Source organism: Kribbella kalugense, assembly GCF_004365875.1.
Taxonomy (GTDB): Bacteria; Actinomycetota; Actinomycetes; order Propionibacteriales; family Kribbellaceae; genus Kribbella; species Kribbella kalugense.
Map to the genome: position 1 here is coordinate 330184 of NZ_SODF01000003.1, position 19576 is coordinate 349759.

The window sequence follows — 19576 nt, forward strand, 5'->3', positions numbered from 1 at the left end:
AGAGCTCTCAGTTTCATTACCTACCCCACCCCACCGCCCCGGTCAGGCCGAAGTCCGCCCCACTTCGCTTGGAGGTAGCACCCCCGATGAGACTCAAGTCCGTACTGCTCTGCGCCCTTCTGGGCCTCGCCGCCGCCCTCGTCCCCGGCAGTGCGTCGGCCGTCGGCGTCACCCCCGGCACGTACGTCAACTACACGTTCGACACGGCGTCGCTCACGCAGGCCGAGTTCCGGATGACGATCAACAACGCGCCCGGCCGCGCCAACGTCTACTGGTCCAACCAGTTCGACTTCACCGGCGGTGACGTCGGCGGGTACACCGGCATGCAGACCCACCGCGACGGCGGCGGCATGTTCCTCTACTCGCTCTGGAACTCGACCGACATGCGCGTCGGCGACGCCGGCACGTACTGCATCAAGTTCCAGGAGGACGGCACCGGCGGCAGCTGCCGCCTCGACAAAGCCCCGACCCCAGGTCACACCTACGCCTTCGCCGTCGCCAGTGAAGGCAGCGGCTGGTACGGCGTGACCGTGCGCGACCTCACCGCCGGTACGTCGTTCAAACTCGGCAGCCTGCAGACCGGCGCCGGCAACACGATCAGTACGGCGGGAATGGTCAGCTGGACCGAGTACTTCGACTGGAACAACGACAAGGCCACCTGCGACGACGAGCCGTACTCGAAGCTGACGATGAACCTCCCGACCAGCGGGAGCCTCACCGCACACTTCACCGGCAGCTCGGAGAGCACCGGCTGCGCCGCCGACAGTCAGGTCACGCTGAACGGATCAACCGCCGTACAGGAGAACGGGATCGGCAACTCGGCCTCCGGCGACATCCGCGGCAGTGGCGGCTGCCTGGACGTCTCCGGCTCGGACGGTACGACGATCCTGCTGTACAGCTGCACCGGCGGCGACAACCAGAACTGGGTGCACGCCGAGAACAAGACGTTCCACGCCGAGTTCAGCTGCATGGACTCGAGTGCCACCCAGGCCGGCGCCGTCATCCTCTACAGCTGCCACGGCGGCACCAACCAGCAGTGGACCCAGCCCGGAGACGGCACAATCCGCGCAGGAGGCCTCTGCCTCACCGCACCAGTTGCCCTGGGCAACCCAGTAACCGTTGCCATCTGCAACAACTCGGCAGCGCAGCGCTGGACGTTCTGAACAGCGCGACGCCCGGGACCGCAGTGGTCCCGGGCGTCGCGACGTACGGTCAGATCTTGCGGCCGACCCCGCCGACGATGCACTCCTCGACCTGGCTCAGCGGCTTGAGCCGCGGGCCGTCCGGCCACCAGTCGTCGCAGAGCACCAGGCCTGGGGCGACGAGCTCCTGACCGGGGAAGAACTCCATCAGTTCCGCGCGGGTGCGGAACCTACCGCTGCCCATCGGGCTGTGGATGAACTTGTCCTCCATCTTCCGGGCGACCTCGGAGTGCTCCGGAGTCTCCGGATTGTAGAAGTGCGAAACCACCGTGTACGACCCGGGCACCACCGCGTCGACGTACTTCTGCATGATCTGCGCGCCCTCGGTGCCGATGTAGTGGTGCAGCGTGCCGTTGTGGATCACGGCGATCGGCTCGCCGAAGTCGAGGAAGTCACGCACCTCGGGCTTGCTCAGCACCTCGTCCGGATCGAAGATGTCGGCGCTGATGAACAGCGTGTTCTCGTTCTCCTCGAGCAGCGCCCGGCCGTGCGCGAGCACCACCGGGTCGTTGTCGATGTAGAGCACCTTGGCCTCGGGCTGGATCCGCTGCACGACCTGGTGGGTGTTCTCGGCGGTCGGCAGACCGGACCCGCAGTCGAGGTACTGCGTGATACCCGCCTGGCCGGCCAGGAACCGGCAGGCGCGGATCAGGAAGTTCCGGTTCGACCAGGCCAGGTCCTGGGCCTGCGGCGCGGCGGCCTGGACCCCGCGCAGTACCTCGCGGTCGACCTCGAAGTTGTCCTTGCCGCCCAAGAAGGCGTCGTACACGCGGGCGATACTGGCCCGGGAGGTGTCCACGCCGACCGGGATCGAACTGGGTGCCTTGGTGGCGTCGACCATCAGTGAACCTCGCAGAGAGTGAATGGGTGCGTCTGTTCGACCGACTCTACCGAGAGTACGGCGCGCTGAACACATCGTGTCGGCGCGTGCGGTATGGACATGTTCACGATCCGTTATGGAATGATCAACTGCTGCACACCGAACCACTGCTGCTGGGAGGCGAGACGTGACCGAGCCGGGCGCGTACAGCGGTCCGACCGCGCTGCGCATCATGCTCGGGGTTCACCTGCGCCGCCTGCGTGAGGAAGCCGAGATCAGCCGGACCGACGCGGGCTGGGCGATCCGCGGCTCGGAGTCCAAGATCAGCCGGCTGGAGCTGGGCCGGGTCGGCTTCAAGGTCCGCGACGTCGAGGACCTGCTGACGCTCTACAAGGTGGACGACGGCGACGAGCGCGAACGCCTGCTGACGTTGGCGCGCGAGGCCAACAACCCGGGCTGGTGGCAACGGTACGACGACCTGACGCCGGCCTGGTTCCAGTCGTACCTCGGGCTGGAGATGGCTGCGGATCTGATTCGTACGTTCGAGTTGCAGTTCGTGCCTGGGTTGCTGCAAACACCGGAGTACGCGCGTGCCGTGCTGAAGTTCGGCCGGCAGGATCTGCCCTTGCCACGGGCCGAGGAAGACCGGCTGGTCGCGTTGCGGCAGAGCCGCCAGGACGTGCTGACCCGGCAACGGCCGGCGCGGCTCTGGGCGGTCGTCGACGAAGCGGTACTGCGACGCCCGATCGGCAGCCCCGCGATCCTGAAAGCCCAACTGGAGTACCTGATCGAGGCCTCCCGCCGGCACAACGTCACGTTGCAGATCATCCCGTTCGCCAAGGGCGGCTACATCTCGACCGGCGGCGCGTTCACCCTGCTCCGCTACAACGACAGCGACCTTCCCGACATCGTCTACATCGAGCACCTCACCAGCGCGATCTACCTCGACAAGCGCGAAGAACTCGACACGTACGTCGTCACGATGGACGCCGTCTCCATCACCGCGGCCCAGCCCCGCGAGACCGAAAACATCCTCCGCCAAGCCATCGCGCGACTCGACGTCTAACGAGGTTGCGCGCCCGGACCGGGGCGGAAGGCGACTTCTCTCGGTGTCGGCTCGTGGCCGCCCTCGCAGTGCATGGTGACGGTGACGCGTTCGCCGCAGTCGCCGCGGTGCCGTGGCTCGATCGGCGGACCGTCGTCGAGCGGGAGATACACGTCGGCCCACTGGATCATTGCCACCAGCACCGGGTAGAGGTCCAGACCCGCCTCGGTCAGCCGGTACTCCGAACGCTCGCGCTGGCCGGGCAGCCGATACGGATGGCGGCGAATCAGGCCGCGCTCGATCAGCGCCGCGAGCCGCTCGGTGAGCACCTGCCGCGGAATGCCGGCCCGGGCGCGGATGTCCTCGAACCGGCGGACGCCGACGAAGACCTCACGCAGTACGTGAAAAGTCCACTTGTCGCCGAGGATCTCCATCGTCCGGGAGATCGTGCAGTTCTCCGTGGACCAGTTCATCGCCTCTGGTACCTGCTCGTCGACTGTCGTACTCATGCCATCATGATAAGTCCACTTGACAGACTCAGCCAAGTCAGAGCAGGCTGAATCCGTGAACCAGACTCAGACGAGACCGCCGCTCGTCCGACGCGCCGGCGAACCCGACGCGGACGAGCTGGCGAGGATGCTGTCGCGACTGACCGACCTCAGCCGCTACTTCCGCTTCCAGACTGCCATCGGTTCCCCGCCGCGCGAGGCGCTGCTGTTGCGGATGCTCTGTCCAGCCGGCGCGGCCTTCGTGGCAACGCGCGAGGACACGATCGTCGGCCATGCGATGTGGGCCTGGGCTCCCGGCGACACCACCGCCGAACTCGCCGCGATCATCGGTGAGGAGGAGCAACGCCGCGGCCTCGGAATTCGCATGTTGTCGATCGCTGCCGCAGACGCAATCTCTGCCGGCGCAACGCATTTCCTGTTCGTCGTCAGCGCCGCCAACGAACGCTCGATCCGGATGGTACGGCGACGTTGGCCGGAGGCGACCGTGGAACGCGACGGCACGCTGCTCACGTTCGTCGCGCCGGCTCGCCTACCGGACCAGCCGGAAGAACGCCCGAATGTCGTCGACAAGCAGGTCGGGAGCCTCCAGCGCGGCGAAGTGACCGCCGCGGGTGAACTCCGACCAATGGACGATGTGGTGCCGGCGCTCTAGCACCGACCGGATCGCGGGATCGGTCGGGAAGACCGCGACACCCGTCGGCACACTCGGCCGGATCTCGTCCGCCGCTTGGCGATTCTCGTAGTACAGGTTGGCGGAAGTCGCGCTGCTGTTGGTGAACCAGTAGATCGAAACGTCCGTTAGCAGGTGGTCCAGATCGACCGCGTCCTCAGGCAATTCACGGGCCGGATCGGTCCACTCCCAGAACTTCTCCAGGATCCACGCCAGCTGTCCGACCGGCGAGTCGCTCAACCCGAACGAGAGCGTCTGCGGCCGAGTCCCCTGCAGTTCGGCGTACCCGGTCCCGACCGCTCGCAATCGCTCGGCCGCCACCAACCGTTCTCGCTCGACATCGGTCAGCACATCACTGGCCTCAACTTGCGGGAACGCCAGCCCCCCGTTGATATGTACGCCGACCACGTGCTCCGGATCGACCTGCCCGACAAGCGGTGACACGACGGACCCGGTGTCGCCGCCTTGCGCGCCGTACCGCTCGTAGCCGAGCCGGTGCATCAACTCCGCCCAGGCACCGGCGATCCGGCCGTGATTCCAGCCATCCTGCAGGGGCAGCGAGAACCCATGCCCCGGCACGGAGGGTGCGACGACGTGAAACGCATCCCGCGGATCCCCGCCGTACGCCGCCGGATCCGTCAACGGACCCAGCACCTCGAGGAACTCCGCAACCGAACCCGGCCACCCGTGCGTGAGAATCAACGGCAACGCGTCCGCAACCGGCGATCGCACGTGCAGGAAGTGAATCGTCTGCCCGTCGATCTCGGTGGTGAACTGCGGAAACTCGTTCAGCCGCGCCTCCCACAACCGCCAGTCGTACGCCGCCCATCGCTCCGCCACCCGGCGCACATACTCAACCGGCGCCCCACGCGTCCACCCGTCCCCAGGTAGTTGCCGAGGCCAACGAATTCGCGCCAGCCGGCTGCGCAGATCGTCCAGCGCGTCCTGCGGCACCGCGATCCGGAACTCAGAGATCATGCGCCCGCTCATGCAACGGCTCGTACAACCCAATCTCGCCACCACCCGGCAGCCGGAACGACGTCAACACACCCCACCGCTGCCGTTGCACCGCGGTGAACTCCACCCCGTGCACTGTCAGCTCGGCCATCGTCGCGTCGAGGTCATCGCACATCAGCAACAGCTCATGCGACGCGGTCTCCGCCGGATGCACCGCCACCTCGGCCGGCGGCAACTTGAAAATCAGCCAGCCCTGCCCCGCATCCACCGACGGATACCCGAGCACATCCCGGAAGAAGGCCCGATCCGCCTCGGCGTCAGTGCTGTAGACGATCACATGCGCTCCGTTGATCATCTACAGGACTGTAGACGGGAATACCGACACTCGCAGATCAGGTTGGCGACAGCATGATCCTCGTGACGGGTGCGACCGGGAATGTCGGCCGAGAGCTGACCACGCTGCTGCCCGAGGCAAGAACGCTCAGTCGTCGATCAGGCGCTGACCTGGCCCGCCCCGACACGCTCACAGAGGCGCTCCACGACGTCGACAGCGTGTTCCTGGTTTGGCCGTTCCTCACCGCCGACCGCGCCGCGGCGACGCTCGAGAAGGTTGCTCAGCACGCGCGGCGAGTCGTCTACCTGTCCTCGTCCGCTGTGCGGTTCGGCGCCGACACCGACCCGATCACCCGGCTGCACTCCGACCTGGAGGCTGCCGTCCAGCACTCCGGGCTGGAGTGGACGATCCTCCGGGCCGACACCTTCGCGTCCAACGCGCTCGGCTGGGCCGGGCAGTTGCGGGCCGGCGACCTCGTTCGCGGACCCGACAGCGCCGCCACCGCCGTGATCGACCCGGCCGACATCGCGGCGGCCGCCGTACGCGTCCTGCGTGAACCACAGCCGGGGACGGTGCACACTCTCACCGGACCGGAGGTGCTCAGCCGCGCCGACCAGGTAGCAATTCTCGGTACGGCGCTGGGTCGCGAGCTGACCTTCGCGCCGACGCCGTTCGACGAGGCGCGGGCGCAACTGCGTGCGGACGGGCGGCCGGACGCGCTCATCGACGCACTGATCGGCAGCGCCCAGAACCGGCCGGCGTCCGATCTGGTCACCGGCGCCGTGCAGGACCTGACCGGTCGGCCCGCGCGGAGTTTCCGCGCCTGGGCCGACCGGAACGCGGCCGCCTTCGGCTGATCAGTCCTCGACGACGATGGCCAAGGCCGGGCAGACGGCTGCCGCCTGATGTACGTCGGCGGCGAGGTCCTCGGAGGGGTTGTCGGTGAGGAGTACGACGATGCCGTCCTCGTCACGTTGGTCGAAGACGTCAGCCGCGGCGGTCACACACTGGCCGGAGGCGACGCACTTGTCCTGGTCGACGATGATCTTCATGAGGTTGTCCTTTCACCAAGTGACGGGGAGCGAGTAGACGCCGTACACCGCGCCGTCGTGCTTGAACGGGATCTCGTCCAGCTCGACCGCCCGGCGCAGCGTCGGGATCCGGCGGTAGACCGTGCTGTACACGACCTGCAGCTCCATCCGCGCCAACGGTTGCCCAAGGCATTGATGTACGCCGAAGCCGAACGCGACATGCCGCCGCGCGTCCCGGTGCACGTCCAGCGTGTCCGGATCGGAGAACACCGACTCGTCCCGGTTCGCGATGTCGTTCGGGAAAATCACGCCGTCGCCGGCCTTGATCACCTGCCCGTGCAGCTCGATGTCCTCGAGCACCGCACGCCGCCGGCCGTTGTGGGTGATGTTCAGGTACCGCAGCAGCTCCTCGACAGCACTCGCGACCACCGACGGGTCGTCGGTCTCCCGCAGTACGGCGAGCTGCTCCGGGTGCTCGAGTAGCGCAAGGGTGCCGAGGGCAATCATGTTCGCAGTCGTCTCGTGACCGGCGATCAGCAACAGCACGCCGATCCCGGCCGCCTCCTGCTGGGTGAGCTCGCCGGACTTGACCCGCTCGGTCAGCCCGGACAGTAGGTCGTCGCCCGGGTTCTCCAGCTTCTCGCCGACCAGCTTGTCGAGGTACGACGCGAGGTTGCCGTGCGCCGCGGTCCGTTCCTCGAGCGATGCGGTCATCCGGATCATCGTCTTGCTGTTCTGCTGGAAGAAGTCGTGGTCGGCGTACGGGACACCGAGCAGCTGGCAGATCACCAGCGACGGCACCGGCAGCGCGAACGCCTCCACCAGGTCGACCGGCTTCGGACCCGCCAGCAGGTCGTCGATCAACCCGTCGACGATCTTCTGTACGCCGTCCCGCATCGCCTCGATTCGCTTGATCATGAACGGCGCGGTCACCATCCGGCGCATCCGCGCGTGCTCCGGGTCGTCCATCAGGATGAACCCGATGCCGACCCCGTCCTTCCGCGGCGGCTGCCCGGTCGGACTCGGGTAGCCCGGCGTGGTGACGTCGGCGCTCAGTCGCGGATCGGCGAGCAGCTTGCGCTGGTCGTCGTACCGCGTCACCAGCCAGGCGGGCTTGCCGAAGATGTCCACCTTGACCAGCGGCGCCTCCTGCTGCAGTTCGCGCAGCTGCGGTGGCGGATCAAACGGGCAACCTGTTGCCCGGGTCATCGGATAAACCGGAGTAGTCATACAAATCCTTCCCCAGAGAGGCGTTGCGTTTACGCGTGCACGAGCTGCTCCCGGTGCACGCGGGTCTGTTTCGGCAGGTTCCAGCCGAGCACCGCGACGAGCCGATCGCCGCGGCGGTAGTGGGCGACGAAGCGACCGTCCGCGACGTTGCCTTCAGCAACGGTGACCTCGGCGTCGGCGGACGGGCGGCCGTGGACCTGGACCTTCACCGCGAACTGGTCGGTCCAGAAGTACGGGATCGGTCGATAGGCGAGCGACTCACCGAGAATGTTGGCGGCGACACACATCGCCTGTTCGGTCGCGTTGGTCCGATTCTCCAACCGCAGCAGGGAATCCTCGTGCTGCCAGCGCGCCACGTCGCCGGCCGCGTAGACGCCGTCGGCCGCCCGGCAGTAGGCATCGCAGACCACACCGTTGTCGAGCCGGAGCCCGCTCCCATCCAGCCACTCGGTCGCCGGCGACGCACCCAATGCCACGACCACCACGTCCGCGGGCAGTACGTCGCCATCGGCCAGTCGTACGCCGCTGACCCGACCGTCCACGTCCGTCAGCCCGGTGACCGCCATACCCAACCGAAGGTCGACGCCTTCAGCCGCGTGCAGCTCAGCCAGCAACCCACCGACCATTGGACCGAGCTGACTCTCCAGCGGCACCGCCTGCGGACCCGCCATCGTGACGGCGAGCCCGAGCTTGCGAGCAGTCGCGGCGATCTCGGCACCGAGTACGCCGTCGCCCACCACGACGACGCGCGCGCCCTCCACCAGGTCCTTGCGCAAGGCCGCGGCGTCGTCGAGAGTCCGCAGTACATGCACGCCCTGGAGATCCGGCCCAGGAAGGCGGCGCGGCGTCAGCCCCGTCGCGATGACCACCGCATCAGCCGTCAGCGCGCGGCCGGCAGCAGTCCGCACCAGCCTGCGATCGACGTCCAACGCCACAGCAGAGTCACCCAGGACGAACTCGGCGTCCAGCGCCGACAGCATCGTGTCCGGACGCAGCCGGGTCCGGGCCTCGTCCCAGTCGCCGCAGAGGAACTGCTTGGACAACGGCGGCCGGTCGTACGGCGGATGCCACTCGGCACCGAGCACCGTGATCGGCTCCCGATATCCCTTCCGCCGTAGGGCTTCCACGGTCGTCAACCCGGCCGCGGAGGCACCCACGACCAACACACTCATGCAGTCACCGGTGCGGTCAGTAGTCCGACGATCCCGTCGATGAGACCGTCAGCCATCTCGTGCCAGGTCGCCCGGGCGGTCGGCGTACCCTCGGCCAGCGCCAGCTCGAACTCCGCGGTCATCTGGATGATCAAGTGCCGAGCCATGTCGCCGCGCTCGATCCGGACCGGCGGCGGGAGCTCCGCGAGGTGATCGCTCAGCCCCTCGATGACACGCTGCAGGGTCGGCGAGCCCAGCGACTCCTGGAGCTGGATCTGGCGCAGCGACGGGTCGTTCATCAACTGCGCGTTGAACCGGGCCGTCCAACTCGGCGTACCGAGGCTGCCCATGTGGTCCGTCGAGGACCTCACCAGGATCGTCACCCAGTCCCGGACATCCGGATCCGCGCCGAGCTCCGCGATCAGCTCGCGGCGCCGCTCCTCGACCGGCGCCGCGTGCTTGCGGACAATCTCCCGGACCAGGTCGGTCTTGGTCCCGAAGTGGTACCCGACAGCGGTGTTGTTGCCCTGGCCGGCCGCCTCACTGATCTGCCGGTTGGACACCTCGTGCACACCACGCTCCGCGAACATCCGCTCGGCCGTGGCCAGGATCAGATCGCGGGTCGCGTTCACCCTTGCGGATCGGACCGTTTTCGACATCATCACCAGATCACCCTTACCTCCCGGAGTCCGCCGACGAGCAATCCCTCGACGAGCGGCAACTCCGCAGCCGGCACCGCCAACTCCAACGTCGGCAGCCTCCGTAGCAACACTTCCAGAACCACTTGCAGCTCGGTCCGCGCCAGCGACTGACCGATGCACGAATGCGGCCCGGCTCCGAACGCCAGGTGCACGTTGGGACTCCGGGTCAGGTCCATCTCGCCGGCGTCGTCGAAGATCCGCTCGTCCCGGTTCGCCGACGCCATGCTGCACACCGCCGTCGTCCCCGCGGGCAGTACGCCGTCCGCGAGCTCGAGCTCCTCGGACACGTACCGGATCATCCCGAAGCCGGCGTTCGCGTCGTACCGCAACGTCTCCTCGACGGCGGTGCGGACGAGCGCCGGATCGGCGAGCAGTTGCTCCCAGCGTTCGCGGTCGGCGAGCAGCATCGCCATCATCTTGCCGATCATGTTGGTCGTGGTCTCGTGGCCGGCGATCAGCAGCCCCATGCCGGTCGAGACGAGCGCGTCGTCGCTCAACCGCTCGCCGGCCGAGTCGGTCCCGGTGATCAGGTCGCTCAGCAGATCGGTGCCCGGGTCCGCACGCTTGGCCTCGATGTGGCCGGCCATGTACGCCGCGAACTCGGTGTGCGCGGCCTCCATGTCAGCGGCCGAGTAGCGGCTCAGGTTCAGGAACGTGTCGGAGCAGTACGAGAACCGCTCACGGTCCGACGCCGGTACGCCGAGCAGCTCGCAGATCACCCAGACCGGCAACGGGAATCCGAGATTCGCCTTCAGATCGGCCGGCCTCCCGCGCTCGACCATGTCATCGACGAGCTGATCGGCCATCGCCTCGATCGCGGGCCGCAACGCCGCCATCCGCTTGGCGGTGAACCACTTGGTGATCATCCGCCGCCAGCGCTGATGCCCGTCCCCCGACTGCGGTACGCCGGGCCGCCGCCGGTCGAACACCCCGGTGCCTTCGGCGGAGACCCGCGCGGCGCCGTCCGCGGACCGGGCGAACCGCGGGTCGGACAGCACCTGGCGAACGTCGTCGTACCGCGTGAGCAAGGCGGCCTGGTCGCCGCTGGGCAGCCGGACGTGGGCGACCGGGCACTGTTGCCGCAGCCGCTCCCACTCCGGCGGCGGCTCGATCGCATCGATGGGCGGAATCGGGTAGTCGATCTGATCACCTTGAGTCACAGGCCATCACCTCCGAGTGGTTTCTCTCCCAGCTTGCCCGTTCGACTTGTTTAAGTCAACTGCCTGACTTAACGTATGGTTGCACAAACCAACTATCTACAGTCCGCCTCGGAGGCTGCGATGTCCGCTGCTCAACCCGTGCGTGCCGGCGCTGTCGTGCCGGTGCTCGCCTCGGCCGGTATCACGGTCGCGCTGATGCAGACGCTGGTGATCCCGCTCGTCCCGAAGCTGCCGCAGCTGCTGAACGCCTCGGCCGCCGAGACCGCTTGGGCGATCACCGCCACCCTGCTCGCGGCCGCGGTCGCGACCCCGATCATGGGTCGCCTCGGCGACATGTACGGCAAGCGCCGGATGCTGCTGATCAGCATCGGCATGCTGGTGGCCGGCTCGGTCGTCGCCGCGCTGAGCAGCTCGCTCGTACCGATGATCGCCGGTCGCGCGCTGCAAGGCCTGGCCGCCGGTGTGATCCCGCTCGGCATCAGCATCATGCGCGACGAACTGCCGGCCGAGAAGCTCGGTTCGGCGACGGCGCAGATGAGTGCGTCCCTCGGAGTCGGCGGCGCACTCGGCCTGCCCGCGGCGGCGCTGCTCGCGGAAAACTTCGACTGGCACACGCTGTTCTGGCTGTCGGCCGCCCTCGGCGTGATCGTGTTCGGGCTGGTACTGCGCTTCGTCCCGGAGTCGTCCGCTCGCTCCGGTGGCCGGTTCGACCTGCTCGGCGGGCTGGGACTGTCGGTCGGCCTGATTTCGTTGCTGCTGGCAATCTCTCAGGGTGCCAGCTGGGGCTGGACCGGCGGGCGGACGCTCGGCCTGTTCGCCCTCGGGATCGTCGCGCTGCTGACGTGGGGCTGGTGGGAACGCCGTACCAGCGAGCCGCTCGTCGACCTGCGGACCACCGCCCGCCCGCAGGTGCTGCTGACCAACCTCGCGTCGATGGTGTTCGGGTTCGCGATGTTCGCCATGTCGCTGGTGTTGCCGCAGCTACTGCAGATGCCTAAGGCAACTGGTTTCGGGCTCGGCCAGTCGATGCTCGCGTCCGGCCTGGTAATGGGTCCGTCCGGCCTGGTCATGCTGATCACGGCGCCGTTCTCGGCGAAGATCTCGAAGTCCCGCGGGCCGAAGGTGACGCTGATGCTCGGCGCGGTCGTGGTCGCGGCCGGGTACGCCGTCGGCAGCGTGCTGATGGGCTCGGTCTGGGAACTGGTGCTGGTCTCGCTGCTGATCGGCGCCGGCATCGGCCTGGCGTACGGCGCGATGCCGGCGCTGATCATGGCCGCCGTACCGGTGTCGGAGACCGCGGCCGCGAACAGCTTCAACACGCTGATGCGGTCGATCGGGACCTCGGTCTCCAGCGCGGTCGCCGGCGTGATCCTGGCCAACCTGACCGTCACCCTCGGCACCTTCACCCTGCCGTCACAGACCGGCTTCCGCACCGTCCTCCTGATCGGAGCCGGCGCCGCCCTCACCGCCCTCGCCATCGCATCCTTCATCCCGACCCGCCGCGCCAGCGTGCCGGTGGCAGTAGAGGCGGCGGCGCAGGCGTAGCGGCGGCAGCTCGACAGTACGTATACGTCCACTGCGGGAACCGCCACGCTCAGCCGCGCGGCCGATCCGGCGAAATGGACGTATACGTACTGTTCTCCCGCCGAGGACCTAGGCGAGGAAGTCGAGGGTGCGCTGCATCAGGAGCTTTGCAGCGGCCTCGTCGTAGCTGGGGAGGGAGGAGTCGGCGAAGAGGTGTTCCTTGCCGGGGTAGAGGAACAGTTCGGCTTTGTCGGTGGCGGCGACCAGGGCCTTGGCCGCGTCCAGGTCGCCGCCTTCCTCGGTGAAGAACGGGTCCTCGTCCATGCCGTGCACCTGCACCGGTACGCCGTCCGGCCAGCTGCCGAACTCCTCCACCGGCAGACACGAGTAGTAGAGGAGCGCGCCGGCAGCACCGGCGCGGGTCTGCGCCAACTGCTGGGCGGGCACCACGCCGAGCGAGAATCCGGCGTACACCACGCCCTCGGGCAGGCTCTGCGCGGCCGCGACACCGCGCTCCGCGATCACGCCGAAGCCGTTCGACCTCGCGTAGTCCATGCCCTCCTCGATCGTCGCGTAGGTGTTGCCCTCGTAGAGGTCCGGCGTGTGGACGGTGTGGCCCGCTTGCCGGAGCTCCTCGGCGAACGCCTTCACCCCGTCCGTCAGCCCCTGCGAGTGGTGGTACAGCACGACCTCGGCCATCATCAGCTCCAATGATCCAGATATCTCGAACAATCGACGATGCTAGTCTATTCGCATCATGTCGATCAATAGGGTGCCCGACTACGAGCTCGCGGAGACGATCGAGCTGACCACCGCCGAGCAGGTGCGGGCGATCAGCGACCCGCTGCGGACGACGATCCTCGGGCTGCTGCATGAGCGCGCCGCGACCGTGACCGAGCTGGCCACGGCGGTCGGTCGGCCGAAGAGCACGGTCGCTCATCACGTGAAAGTGCTGACCGAGGCGGGCATCCTGCAGGTGGTCCGGACCCGTCGGGTGCGGGCGATCGAGGAACGGTTCTACGGCCGCGCGGCGCGGATGTTCTACGTCGGGCTCGGCCGGCAGGACGGGCAGTTGCCCCAGGACTTCAACGACTTCGAGGTCGCGGCCGGCGAGTCGAAAGCGGCGTACGACGCGGGTCAGATGTTCTCGCTGATCCGGCACGCCCGGATCCCTGAGGAGCGGGCGACGGAGTTCTGGCAGCAGGTCGCCGGGCTGATCCACGACTTCGACCAGCTCCCGCGCTCCGGCGACACGACGTACGGCATCGCCGTCGGTCTCTACCCGATCGTCGACTACCCGACCTTGCCACCGGCCGAAGACGAAGCCTGAGCGTCCTCGGCGGCGAAGCGGTCGAGGACGTCGACCAGGCGGGCGAGTACGTCGCGGACGACGGCGTACTCCTGCTCGCCGAACTCGTCCGCCAGGCGGCGCTCGAGCGCGATCAGGTACTCGAACCCGTCGCCGGCCACGGCCAGTCCGTGATCGGAGTAGGTGACCACCTTCGCCCGCCCGTCGTGCGGATCGGACTGCATCTCCAGTAGGTCGAGGCCGACCATGTCGCGGATCACCTCACCCATCGACTGCCGGGTGATTCCGGCCCGGGCGGCCATCTCCGCGGCCCGCGCGCCGTCGGCGTGCAACGTGCCGAAGACCGAGTTGTGGGCCATCTTCACCTCGGTGTGCCCGGCGGCATGGGCCCGACGCACCATGTCGGACTGGAGCGCCCGGTTGGCGCGCTCGACCAGCGCGATCAGCGGCTTCACGTCGGGCCGCGGGGGCTCAGGCCTTGACATGTTGTAAGGATACCTTCCATTATTTCGACAGGAATCCTTACGGTATCAGGGAGGGGCCTGATGGATGCCAAAGAACTTCGGCCAATCGTCGCCGGTTTGTTCGCCAGGGGGCGTGGGCGGACGGTCCGGGTCGCGATCGAGCAGGAGTACGTCGTCGCGGCGGCGGACGGCAGCGGGGTGCCGATCGAGCGGGTACGGCGAGCTGTCGCAGGAGCGATCGCGGCGCCGTACGTCAGCTTCGAGCCCGGTGGTCAGCTCGAGCTGAGCCTCCCGCCGTCGCTCTCTCCCGTCCGCGAACTCCGCGCGCTGACCGCGGACCTACGGCATCACCTCACCAGGACAGGCATCACGCTGACCGCGATCCCGGTCGACCCGCGTCACGATGTGCCGCTCCAGCTGACCTCTTCGCGGTACGTCGCGATGCAGGCGCACTTCGACACCATCGGACCTGCCGGCCGTCGGATGATGCGCCGTACCGCGTCCACCCAGATCTGCCTGGACTGGTGGCCCGGCTCGGCCGGCCTCGAGCAGTGGCGAGTACTCAACCTGGCCGGCCCGTTCCTGGCAGCGGCCTTCGCTCGCGACGGCGGACGACTGAGCACCTGGCTCGATGTCGACCCGGCTCGCACCGGCTTCGACGACCGGGTGCTCCACGGCGACGACCCAGTCGCGTCGTACGCCGACTTCGCTTTGGGTGCCTCGCCGTTCGTCGACGGCCTCACCGAACACCTCACCACACTGTTCCCGCCGGTCCGGCCGCGTGGGAGCTATCTCGAGGTCCGCTTCCTGGATGCCCAGGAGCTGCCTGGGGCTGAGCGCGCGATCGCCATACTCACCAGCCTGATGTACGACGACGTGCGCCGACGCAACGTACTTCGGGCGCTCGAGCGGACCGACTTGGCAGAACTGTGGCGCGCGTCGGCCGCAGGCGTCTTGGATCGGGAGGTGGCGGCATGAGCGGCGTGCTGTTCGTGACTGACCCGTTGGCCGGGTTGGCCGGCGATATCGACGCCAGCATCGGGCTGATGAGTGCGACCCAGGACCTGGGCCACGACATCTGGTGCTGCGGACCGGAAGAGCTGGCCGTCGCCGACGGCCGCGTGCAGGCCCACGCTCGCCGGATTCGACTGCGGCCTCGCTACGCAGTCGGTGGCGACCATCGGTGGGTGGTCGACTCGAGCTGGTGGGACGAGCTCGATGTCGCGGTCGTCGATGTCGCCTTGCTCGACTTGGTCCATCTGCGCATCGACCCGCCGGTGGACTCGCGGTACCTGCACACGACGTACCTGCTGGATCTGGTCGAGCGGGCCGGGACACGAGTGATCAATCGGCCCGAAGGCATCCGGGCGATGCACGAGAAGCTTGTCGCGTTGCAGTTTCCTGAGCTCTGTCCGCCGACCTATGTCGGTGCTGATGTCGGGGCGCTGCGGTCGTTCGTGGCTCGAGTCGGCACGGCGGTCGTCAAGCCTGTCGACGGGTTCGCGGGACTGGACGTGTGGTTGGTGCACGACGACCAGGGCGCGGTCGCGTTGCTTGAGTCGGCGAGTCACGGCGGGCGGCGGCACGTGATCGCTCAGCAGTACCTGCCCGCTGTTGAGAACGGCAACAAACGCCTCTTCCTGCTCGACGGCGACATCGTCGGCGCGGTACTCCGCAGACCCGCCGTCGACGATTTCCGGATCGGGCCGCCGATCGCACCGGCCGAGATCGACGACCACGATCGCGCGATCGTCGCGGCCCTCGGACCGCAGCTGCGCGCGCACGGCCTGGCCATCGCCGGTCTCGACGTGATCGGCGGCCGGCTGATCGAGGTCAACGTCACCTGCCCGGGCGGCATGCACAAGACGGATGCCCTGCTCGGGACGCAACTCAGCCAAACCATCGTGACTCACCTGTTCGAAGGAGCACTCGTATGAATCTCGACGCAATCACCGTTGTTTGCATAGCCCTGATGGGCATCCTGCTGTTCCTGCTCGGTGCGAATGTCAGCCGGCAGCGCGCGATCCGTGGCGCCGGCAACCAACTGCCCACCGACCCCAGCGACCGGCTGCTGATCGCGATACGCGCGCACGGCAACGCGGCCGAATACATCCCGACGATGATCGTGCTGCTGCTGGTCTGCTCGGCGCTGTCCGGCAGCTGGGTCGTCGACGTACTCGCGATCGCGGCTGTTGTCGTCCGGACCGTGCACGCCGTCGGCATGCTGACGGCCAGCTCGCTCGCGGCCTACGGCCCGTTCCGCGGTATCGGTGCCATGGGCACCTATGTCGTCGGGGTCGCGCTCGGCGTCACCGCGATTGTGACGATCTGAACGCTGTCGGGGTGGTATCCGTGAGCTGCCGGAAGACCCGCGCGAAATGCTGGCTGGAACTAAAGCCCAGCGTGAAAGCCAGTGCGGTGATGGTGACATCGCTGGTCTCAAGGAGCTGGCGGGCGCGGTCGATGCGGCGTTCGTTGAGGTACCGGTGCGGCGGCTGGCCGAGCTCGCCGACGAACAGTTCGGCCAGGTACGCCGGTGCGAGTCCGACCCGATCGGCAAGCTGCCGAAGCGTCCAGCCTTCGTGAAACTCCTGGTCCAGCAGGCGTTTCACGGTCCGCACCGCCGGATGCATAGCAAGCTGCGGTACCGCGGCCGGCGCGAGCGACCGCGACACCGCCAGCACGAGTTGGTCGACGGCCAGCGTCAGACCGGTCTCGGCGTACTCGTAACGAGTGGCGAGCTCGCGGACGAGCTGCGCGAAGGCGTGGGTGAGCTCGCCCGCCTCCCGGTGTACGACGGTCTTCGGCCAGGGCGTTGCGAGTGCGGGCTGCCGTCGTACGACGGGGTCGAGGTCGATCGCGGCGAAGTAGAAGTGATGGTTGCCGGACCGGCCGGCCAGATGATGGGGGACGCCGGGCGGTACGGCGAAGAGGTGGCCGGGGTGAAGGACGTAGCTCTGGCCGTCGGCCACCCAGTGCGTGCTGCCGTGCTGCTGCAGGTAGATCTCCCAGACCGGATGCTCGTGCGGCTCGATCAGGAACTGTTCGGGCACCCACTGCTCGCCCGCGTGCAGCAGGCCGCTGGTGGTCTCGAAACCCTCGGCGTGGAAGCCGGCGCGCAGTCCGCTCGGGCGACTGATGGACACCTGAAGATTGTGTCCAGTCGCCTGAACATCAGCAACGCCTGACGGCGCGCTTGGTTCCTAGATTTGGCTGCATGGAGCTTCCTGGATCTGAGGACATCGCGTTCTTCCGTGAGCACGGCTACTGGATCTCGCCGGTGATCGTGCCGTCCGAGGTGATCGACGCGGCCGAGCATGGGATGACCAGGTTCTACGCCGGAGACCACGACCACGCGCTGCCCGACGTACCGGCGACTCGCGGGTGGCAGCCGGCGGACGGCGACGTACTGCGGAAGAACGACTACTCCTCGCTGCGAGTGGACGAACTGGCCGCGCTGGTTCGGCATCCGGCGATCGGCGCGACGGCGGCTGCGTTGTCCGGTGCGGGCGGGATCCGGCTGTGGCACGACCAACTGTTGTTCAAGCCGCCTGGTGGATCGGCCCAGGTTGGATGGCATACCGATCGGCAGTACTGGCAGTCGTGTACGTCGGACGAGATGCTCACCGCGTGGGTCGGCTTCCACGACGTGGATGAGGTGAACGGCGCGGTGGCGTTCATGCCAGGCAGTCATCGGTGGTCTGTGAACGGACTGGACTTCTTCTCGCAGGACGCGGCCGGCCTCGAGGCGTCGATCGTCGCGCAAGGGTTCGATCCGGCTCCCGTCGTACCGCGGATGCGTCGTGGGCAGGTCAGCTTCCACAACTGCCGGACCGTACACGGCAGCTCACCCAACCTGAGTACGACGCCCCGCCGATCGATCGCCATCCACCTGCAGCCCACCACCAACCGCTGGCGCCCCGGCGCAACCCACCCGAACGACACCCTGGTCCGCCACAACCCCGACCCCGACTACACAGATCCGGCGATCCAGCCCTTGCTCTGGCCGCGCTGACCGGGTGGTGCCGAGTTGGGGGCGTACCGCCAGGCCATCACAACCGAGTCCAGGCAGTGACGACCCCGCCTGGCGGGCTACCGAGCACTGCATTGTGATGGCGTGGACGTCCGCAGAGCGACCCAGTCCGTTAGTTTCGTCGGTATGGAGACGCGTGCGGGACTCGAGCGGATCAACGAACTCGGGCGGCGGGATCATTTCCTCGCCGTGGCCATCACCCAACGGCGGTCCGGCGAGCCGGCCGCGACGGTGGTGAACGCCGGCGTACTCGACCATCCGTTGACCGGTGAGCCGGTCGTGGCGTTCGTCGCGCGAGGGCGGACCGCGAAGCTCACTCATCTGCGACGGACGCCGACGGCGACGCTGGTGTTCCGCGCGGGCTGGGAGTGGATCGGCGTCAGCGGATCGGTGGAGCTGACTGGGCCGGACGATCCGCTGCCAGGGATCGACGCGGAGCGGTTGCGGGTGTTGTTGCGCGACATCTACCAGGCGGCTGGCGGCGTACACCCGGACCTGGACGAATACGACCGCGAGATGATCGCGGACCGGCGTACGGCGGTGCTGATCAGGCCGGACCGTTTCATCAACAACCCGGCCGGTGGCGACCGCCAAGAGACCGAGTGAAAGTCGGGACCGGTGCCGTCGGCAACTGTTGTCGAGGGCACCGGTCCGGTAGTGCTCAGGCGGCCGGGGGCATCAGGACGGAGTCGATCAGGTAGACGGTGGCATTGGCGGTCTTCACGCCGCCGCAGATGATGTTGGCGCCGTTGACCTTCATGGTGTCGCCGGAGCCGGTCACGGTGAGGTCCTGCTTCTCAACGGTCGGGTGCTTGCCGACCACCGAGGTCGGGTCGAGCTGGCCCGAAACCACGTGGTACGTAAGGATCTTCGTCAGCAGCGGCGCGTTGGTCTTGAGCGTGTTGACAGTCGCGGCGGGGACCTTCGCGAAGGCGGTGTCGACCGGCGCGAAGACGGTGAACTCGCCGCCGTTCAGGGTCGAGACGAGGTCGACCTTCGGGTTCAGCTTGCCGGAGACGGCCGCGACCAGGGTCTTCAGCAGCGGGTTGCCGGACGCGGCGGTGGCCAGCGGAGCAGCTGCCATGCCGTCGATGGAGCCGGCGCCGCTCGGGTTGGCCTTGGCGTAACCGGCACACCCTGGGCCCACCAGGCCGGCGGCTGCGTCGTCCATCGAGGCGGACGTGCTCGGAGTCTCGGCCGGCGCCGACGACGAGGTGCTCGTAGATGGGGAGCTGCTGGCCTTGGTGTCGTCAGAGCCGCAGGCCGCGGTAGCGAGGACGAGGGCCAGAGCGGTCGCGGCGAGGCTCGCGTGGACGATCTTTCGGGACATGACGATCTCTTTCCGGATGGGATGACGTGAGCGCTGCGGCTCACCGTTGACATCCCTCATTCGGGGCGGTCCGTCCGGCGGATGGGTCTGTCTTTCAACCCATCCG

At 67.8% G+C, this 19576-nt stretch carries 23 protein-coding genes and 1 pseudogene; 11 read left to right on the top strand and 13 right to left on the bottom strand.

Translation table 11 applies throughout. From position 1 onward, the window contains the following. The first annotated feature begins 86 nt into the window (after window positions 1–86). Window positions 87–1163, top strand: a complete 1077-nt coding sequence (locus EV650_RS32865; RefSeq protein ID WP_166678364.1) for an RICIN domain-containing protein — start codon at window positions 87–89, stop codon at window positions 1161–1163. Window positions 1164–1212: 49 nt separating this feature from the next. Here the strand turns inward: EV650_RS32865 and EV650_RS32870 are convergent, their stop codons facing one another. After that, the gene (locus EV650_RS32870; RefSeq protein ID WP_134123058.1) at window positions 1213–2043 is read right to left on the bottom strand and encodes an SAM-dependent methyltransferase; all 831 of its coding nucleotides are present in this window, start codon (window positions 2041–2043) and stop codon (window positions 1213–1215) included. Window positions 2044–2209: 166 nt separating this feature from the next. Between EV650_RS32870 and EV650_RS32875 the strand changes: the two genes are divergently transcribed. Next, the gene (locus EV650_RS32875) at window positions 2210–3088 is read left to right on the top strand and encodes a Sco1979 family transcriptional regulator (RefSeq protein WP_238174634.1); all 879 of its coding nucleotides are present in this window, start codon (window positions 2210–2212) and stop codon (window positions 3086–3088) included. Here the strand turns inward: EV650_RS32875 and EV650_RS32880 are convergent. Continuing rightward, the gene (locus EV650_RS32880) at window positions 3085–3576 is read right to left on the bottom strand and encodes a winged helix-turn-helix transcriptional regulator (protein WP_134123059.1); all 492 of its coding nucleotides are present in this window, start codon (window positions 3574–3576) and stop codon (window positions 3085–3087) included. The genes EV650_RS32875 and EV650_RS32880 overlap by 4 nt on opposite strands. Window positions 3577–3790: 214 nt before the next feature. On the opposite strand from EV650_RS32880, the pseudogene EV650_RS41360 reads away from it, so the two are divergent. Next, window positions 3791–4027, top strand: a pseudogene (locus tag EV650_RS41360) (GNAT family N-acetyltransferase); the annotation flags it as partial. A 78-nt stretch (window positions 4028–4105) separates the two neighbouring features. Here the strand turns inward: EV650_RS41360 and EV650_RS32890 are convergent. After that, window positions 4106–5224, bottom strand: a complete 1119-nt coding sequence (locus tag EV650_RS32890; protein WP_134123061.1) for an epoxide hydrolase family protein — start codon at window positions 5222–5224, stop codon at window positions 4106–4108. Continuing rightward, window positions 5214–5558 (bottom strand): VOC family protein, encoded by a 345-nt coding sequence (locus EV650_RS32895; protein WP_134123062.1) that lies wholly within the window; start codon window positions 5556–5558, stop codon window positions 5214–5216. The genes EV650_RS32890 and EV650_RS32895 overlap by 11 nt, the downstream gene beginning before the upstream one ends. A gap of 53 nt (window positions 5559–5611) precedes the next feature. Here EV650_RS32895 and EV650_RS32900 point away from each other — a divergent pair, with 53 nt between their 5' ends. Next, window positions 5612–6394, top strand: coding sequence for an NAD(P)H-binding protein (locus EV650_RS32900; protein ID WP_134123063.1), 783 nt, complete (start codon window positions 5612–5614; stop codon window positions 6392–6394). Here EV650_RS32900 and EV650_RS32905 read toward each other — a convergent pair whose 3' ends face one another. From EV650_RS32905 to EV650_RS32925, 5 genes are read right to left on the bottom strand one after another with little or no spacing between them, the layout of a single operon-like run. Beyond that, the gene (locus tag EV650_RS32905) at window positions 6395–6589 is read right to left on the bottom strand and encodes a ferredoxin (RefSeq protein ID WP_134123064.1); all 195 of its coding nucleotides are present in this window, start codon (window positions 6587–6589) and stop codon (window positions 6395–6397) included. 12 nt (window positions 6590–6601) lie between these two features. Then, a complete protein-coding gene (locus EV650_RS32910; protein ID WP_134123065.1) occupies window positions 6602–7798 on the bottom strand; it encodes a cytochrome P450 in 1197 nt (398 codons plus the stop codon). Window positions 7799–7827: 29 nt separating this feature from the next. Continuing rightward, window positions 7828–8970 (bottom strand): NAD(P)/FAD-dependent oxidoreductase, encoded by a 1143-nt coding sequence (locus EV650_RS32915; protein ID WP_134123066.1) that lies wholly within the window; start codon window positions 8968–8970, stop codon window positions 7828–7830. After that, on the bottom strand, window positions 8967–9611 hold the full coding sequence (locus EV650_RS32920; RefSeq protein ID WP_134123882.1) for a TetR/AcrR family transcriptional regulator: 645 nt from the start codon (window positions 9609–9611) through the stop codon (window positions 8967–8969). Before EV650_RS32920 ends, EV650_RS32915 begins: the two co-directional genes overlap by 4 nt. After that, window positions 9611–10810 (bottom strand): cytochrome P450, encoded by a 1200-nt coding sequence (locus EV650_RS32925; protein ID WP_134123067.1) that lies wholly within the window; start codon window positions 10808–10810, stop codon window positions 9611–9613. The genes EV650_RS32920 and EV650_RS32925 overlap by 1 nt, the downstream gene beginning before the upstream one ends. Window positions 10811–10930: 120 nt before the next feature. Here EV650_RS32925 and EV650_RS32930 point away from each other — a divergent pair, with 120 nt between their 5' ends. Next, a complete protein-coding gene (locus EV650_RS32930; RefSeq protein WP_134123068.1) occupies window positions 10931–12355 on the top strand; it encodes an MFS transporter in 1425 nt (474 codons plus the stop codon). Between the two features lie 108 nt (window positions 12356–12463). Here EV650_RS32930 and EV650_RS32935 read toward each other — a convergent pair whose 3' ends face one another. Continuing rightward, window positions 12464–13066 (bottom strand): dienelactone hydrolase family protein, encoded by a 603-nt coding sequence (locus tag EV650_RS32935; protein WP_238174635.1) that lies wholly within the window; start codon window positions 13064–13066, stop codon window positions 12464–12466. Window positions 13067–13091: 25 nt separating this feature from the next. Here EV650_RS32935 and EV650_RS32940 point away from each other — a divergent pair, with 25 nt between their 5' ends. After that, window positions 13092–13664, top strand: a complete 573-nt coding sequence (locus tag EV650_RS32940; protein ID WP_134123069.1) for an ArsR/SmtB family transcription factor — start codon at window positions 13092–13094, stop codon at window positions 13662–13664. Here the strand turns inward: EV650_RS32940 and EV650_RS32945 are convergent. Then, the gene (locus EV650_RS32945; protein WP_134123070.1) at window positions 13628–14128 is read right to left on the bottom strand and encodes a MarR family winged helix-turn-helix transcriptional regulator; all 501 of its coding nucleotides are present in this window, start codon (window positions 14126–14128) and stop codon (window positions 13628–13630) included. The genes EV650_RS32940 and EV650_RS32945 overlap by 37 nt on opposite strands. A gap of 60 nt (window positions 14129–14188) precedes the next feature. Between EV650_RS32945 and EV650_RS32950 the strand changes: the two genes are divergently transcribed. Genes EV650_RS32950 through EV650_RS32960 form a run of 3 tightly spaced genes read left to right on the top strand, consistent with a single transcriptional unit; the run spans window position 14189 to window position 16439 of the window. Beyond that, window positions 14189–15085: a glutamate-cysteine ligase family protein gene (locus tag EV650_RS32950; RefSeq protein WP_134123071.1), complete on the top strand. Its 897-nt coding sequence runs from the start codon at window positions 14189–14191 to the stop codon at window positions 15083–15085. Beyond that, window positions 15082–16044: an ATP-grasp domain-containing protein gene (locus tag EV650_RS32955; RefSeq protein ID WP_134123072.1), complete on the top strand. Its 963-nt coding sequence runs from the start codon at window positions 15082–15084 to the stop codon at window positions 16042–16044. The genes EV650_RS32950 and EV650_RS32955 overlap by 4 nt, the downstream gene beginning before the upstream one ends. After that, a complete protein-coding gene (locus tag EV650_RS32960) occupies window positions 16041–16439 on the top strand; it encodes an MAPEG family protein (protein ID WP_134123073.1) in 399 nt (132 codons plus the stop codon). Before EV650_RS32955 ends, EV650_RS32960 begins: the two co-directional genes overlap by 4 nt. Here EV650_RS32960 and EV650_RS32965 read toward each other — a convergent pair. After that, window positions 16417–17253 (bottom strand): helix-turn-helix transcriptional regulator, encoded by an 837-nt coding sequence (locus tag EV650_RS32965; protein ID WP_134123074.1) that lies wholly within the window; start codon window positions 17251–17253, stop codon window positions 16417–16419. The two genes, EV650_RS32960 and EV650_RS32965, sit on opposite strands and share 23 nt — an antisense overlap. A 71-nt stretch (window positions 17254–17324) precedes the next feature. Between EV650_RS32965 and EV650_RS32970 the strand changes: the two genes are divergently transcribed. Then, window positions 17325–18122, top strand: coding sequence for a phytanoyl-CoA dioxygenase family protein (locus EV650_RS32970; RefSeq protein WP_134123075.1), 798 nt, complete (start codon window positions 17325–17327; stop codon window positions 18120–18122). A 144-nt stretch (window positions 18123–18266) separates the two neighbouring features. Then, window positions 18267–18746, top strand: coding sequence for a pyridoxamine 5'-phosphate oxidase family protein (locus tag EV650_RS32975; protein WP_134123076.1), 480 nt, complete (start codon window positions 18267–18269; stop codon window positions 18744–18746). 55 nt (window positions 18747–18801) lie between these two features. Here EV650_RS32975 and EV650_RS32980 read toward each other — a convergent pair whose 3' ends face one another. Continuing rightward, window positions 18802–19470, bottom strand: a complete 669-nt coding sequence (locus EV650_RS32980; protein WP_134123077.1) for a fasciclin domain-containing protein — start codon at window positions 19468–19470, stop codon at window positions 18802–18804. Between the last annotated feature and the right edge of the window lie 106 nt (window positions 19471–19576).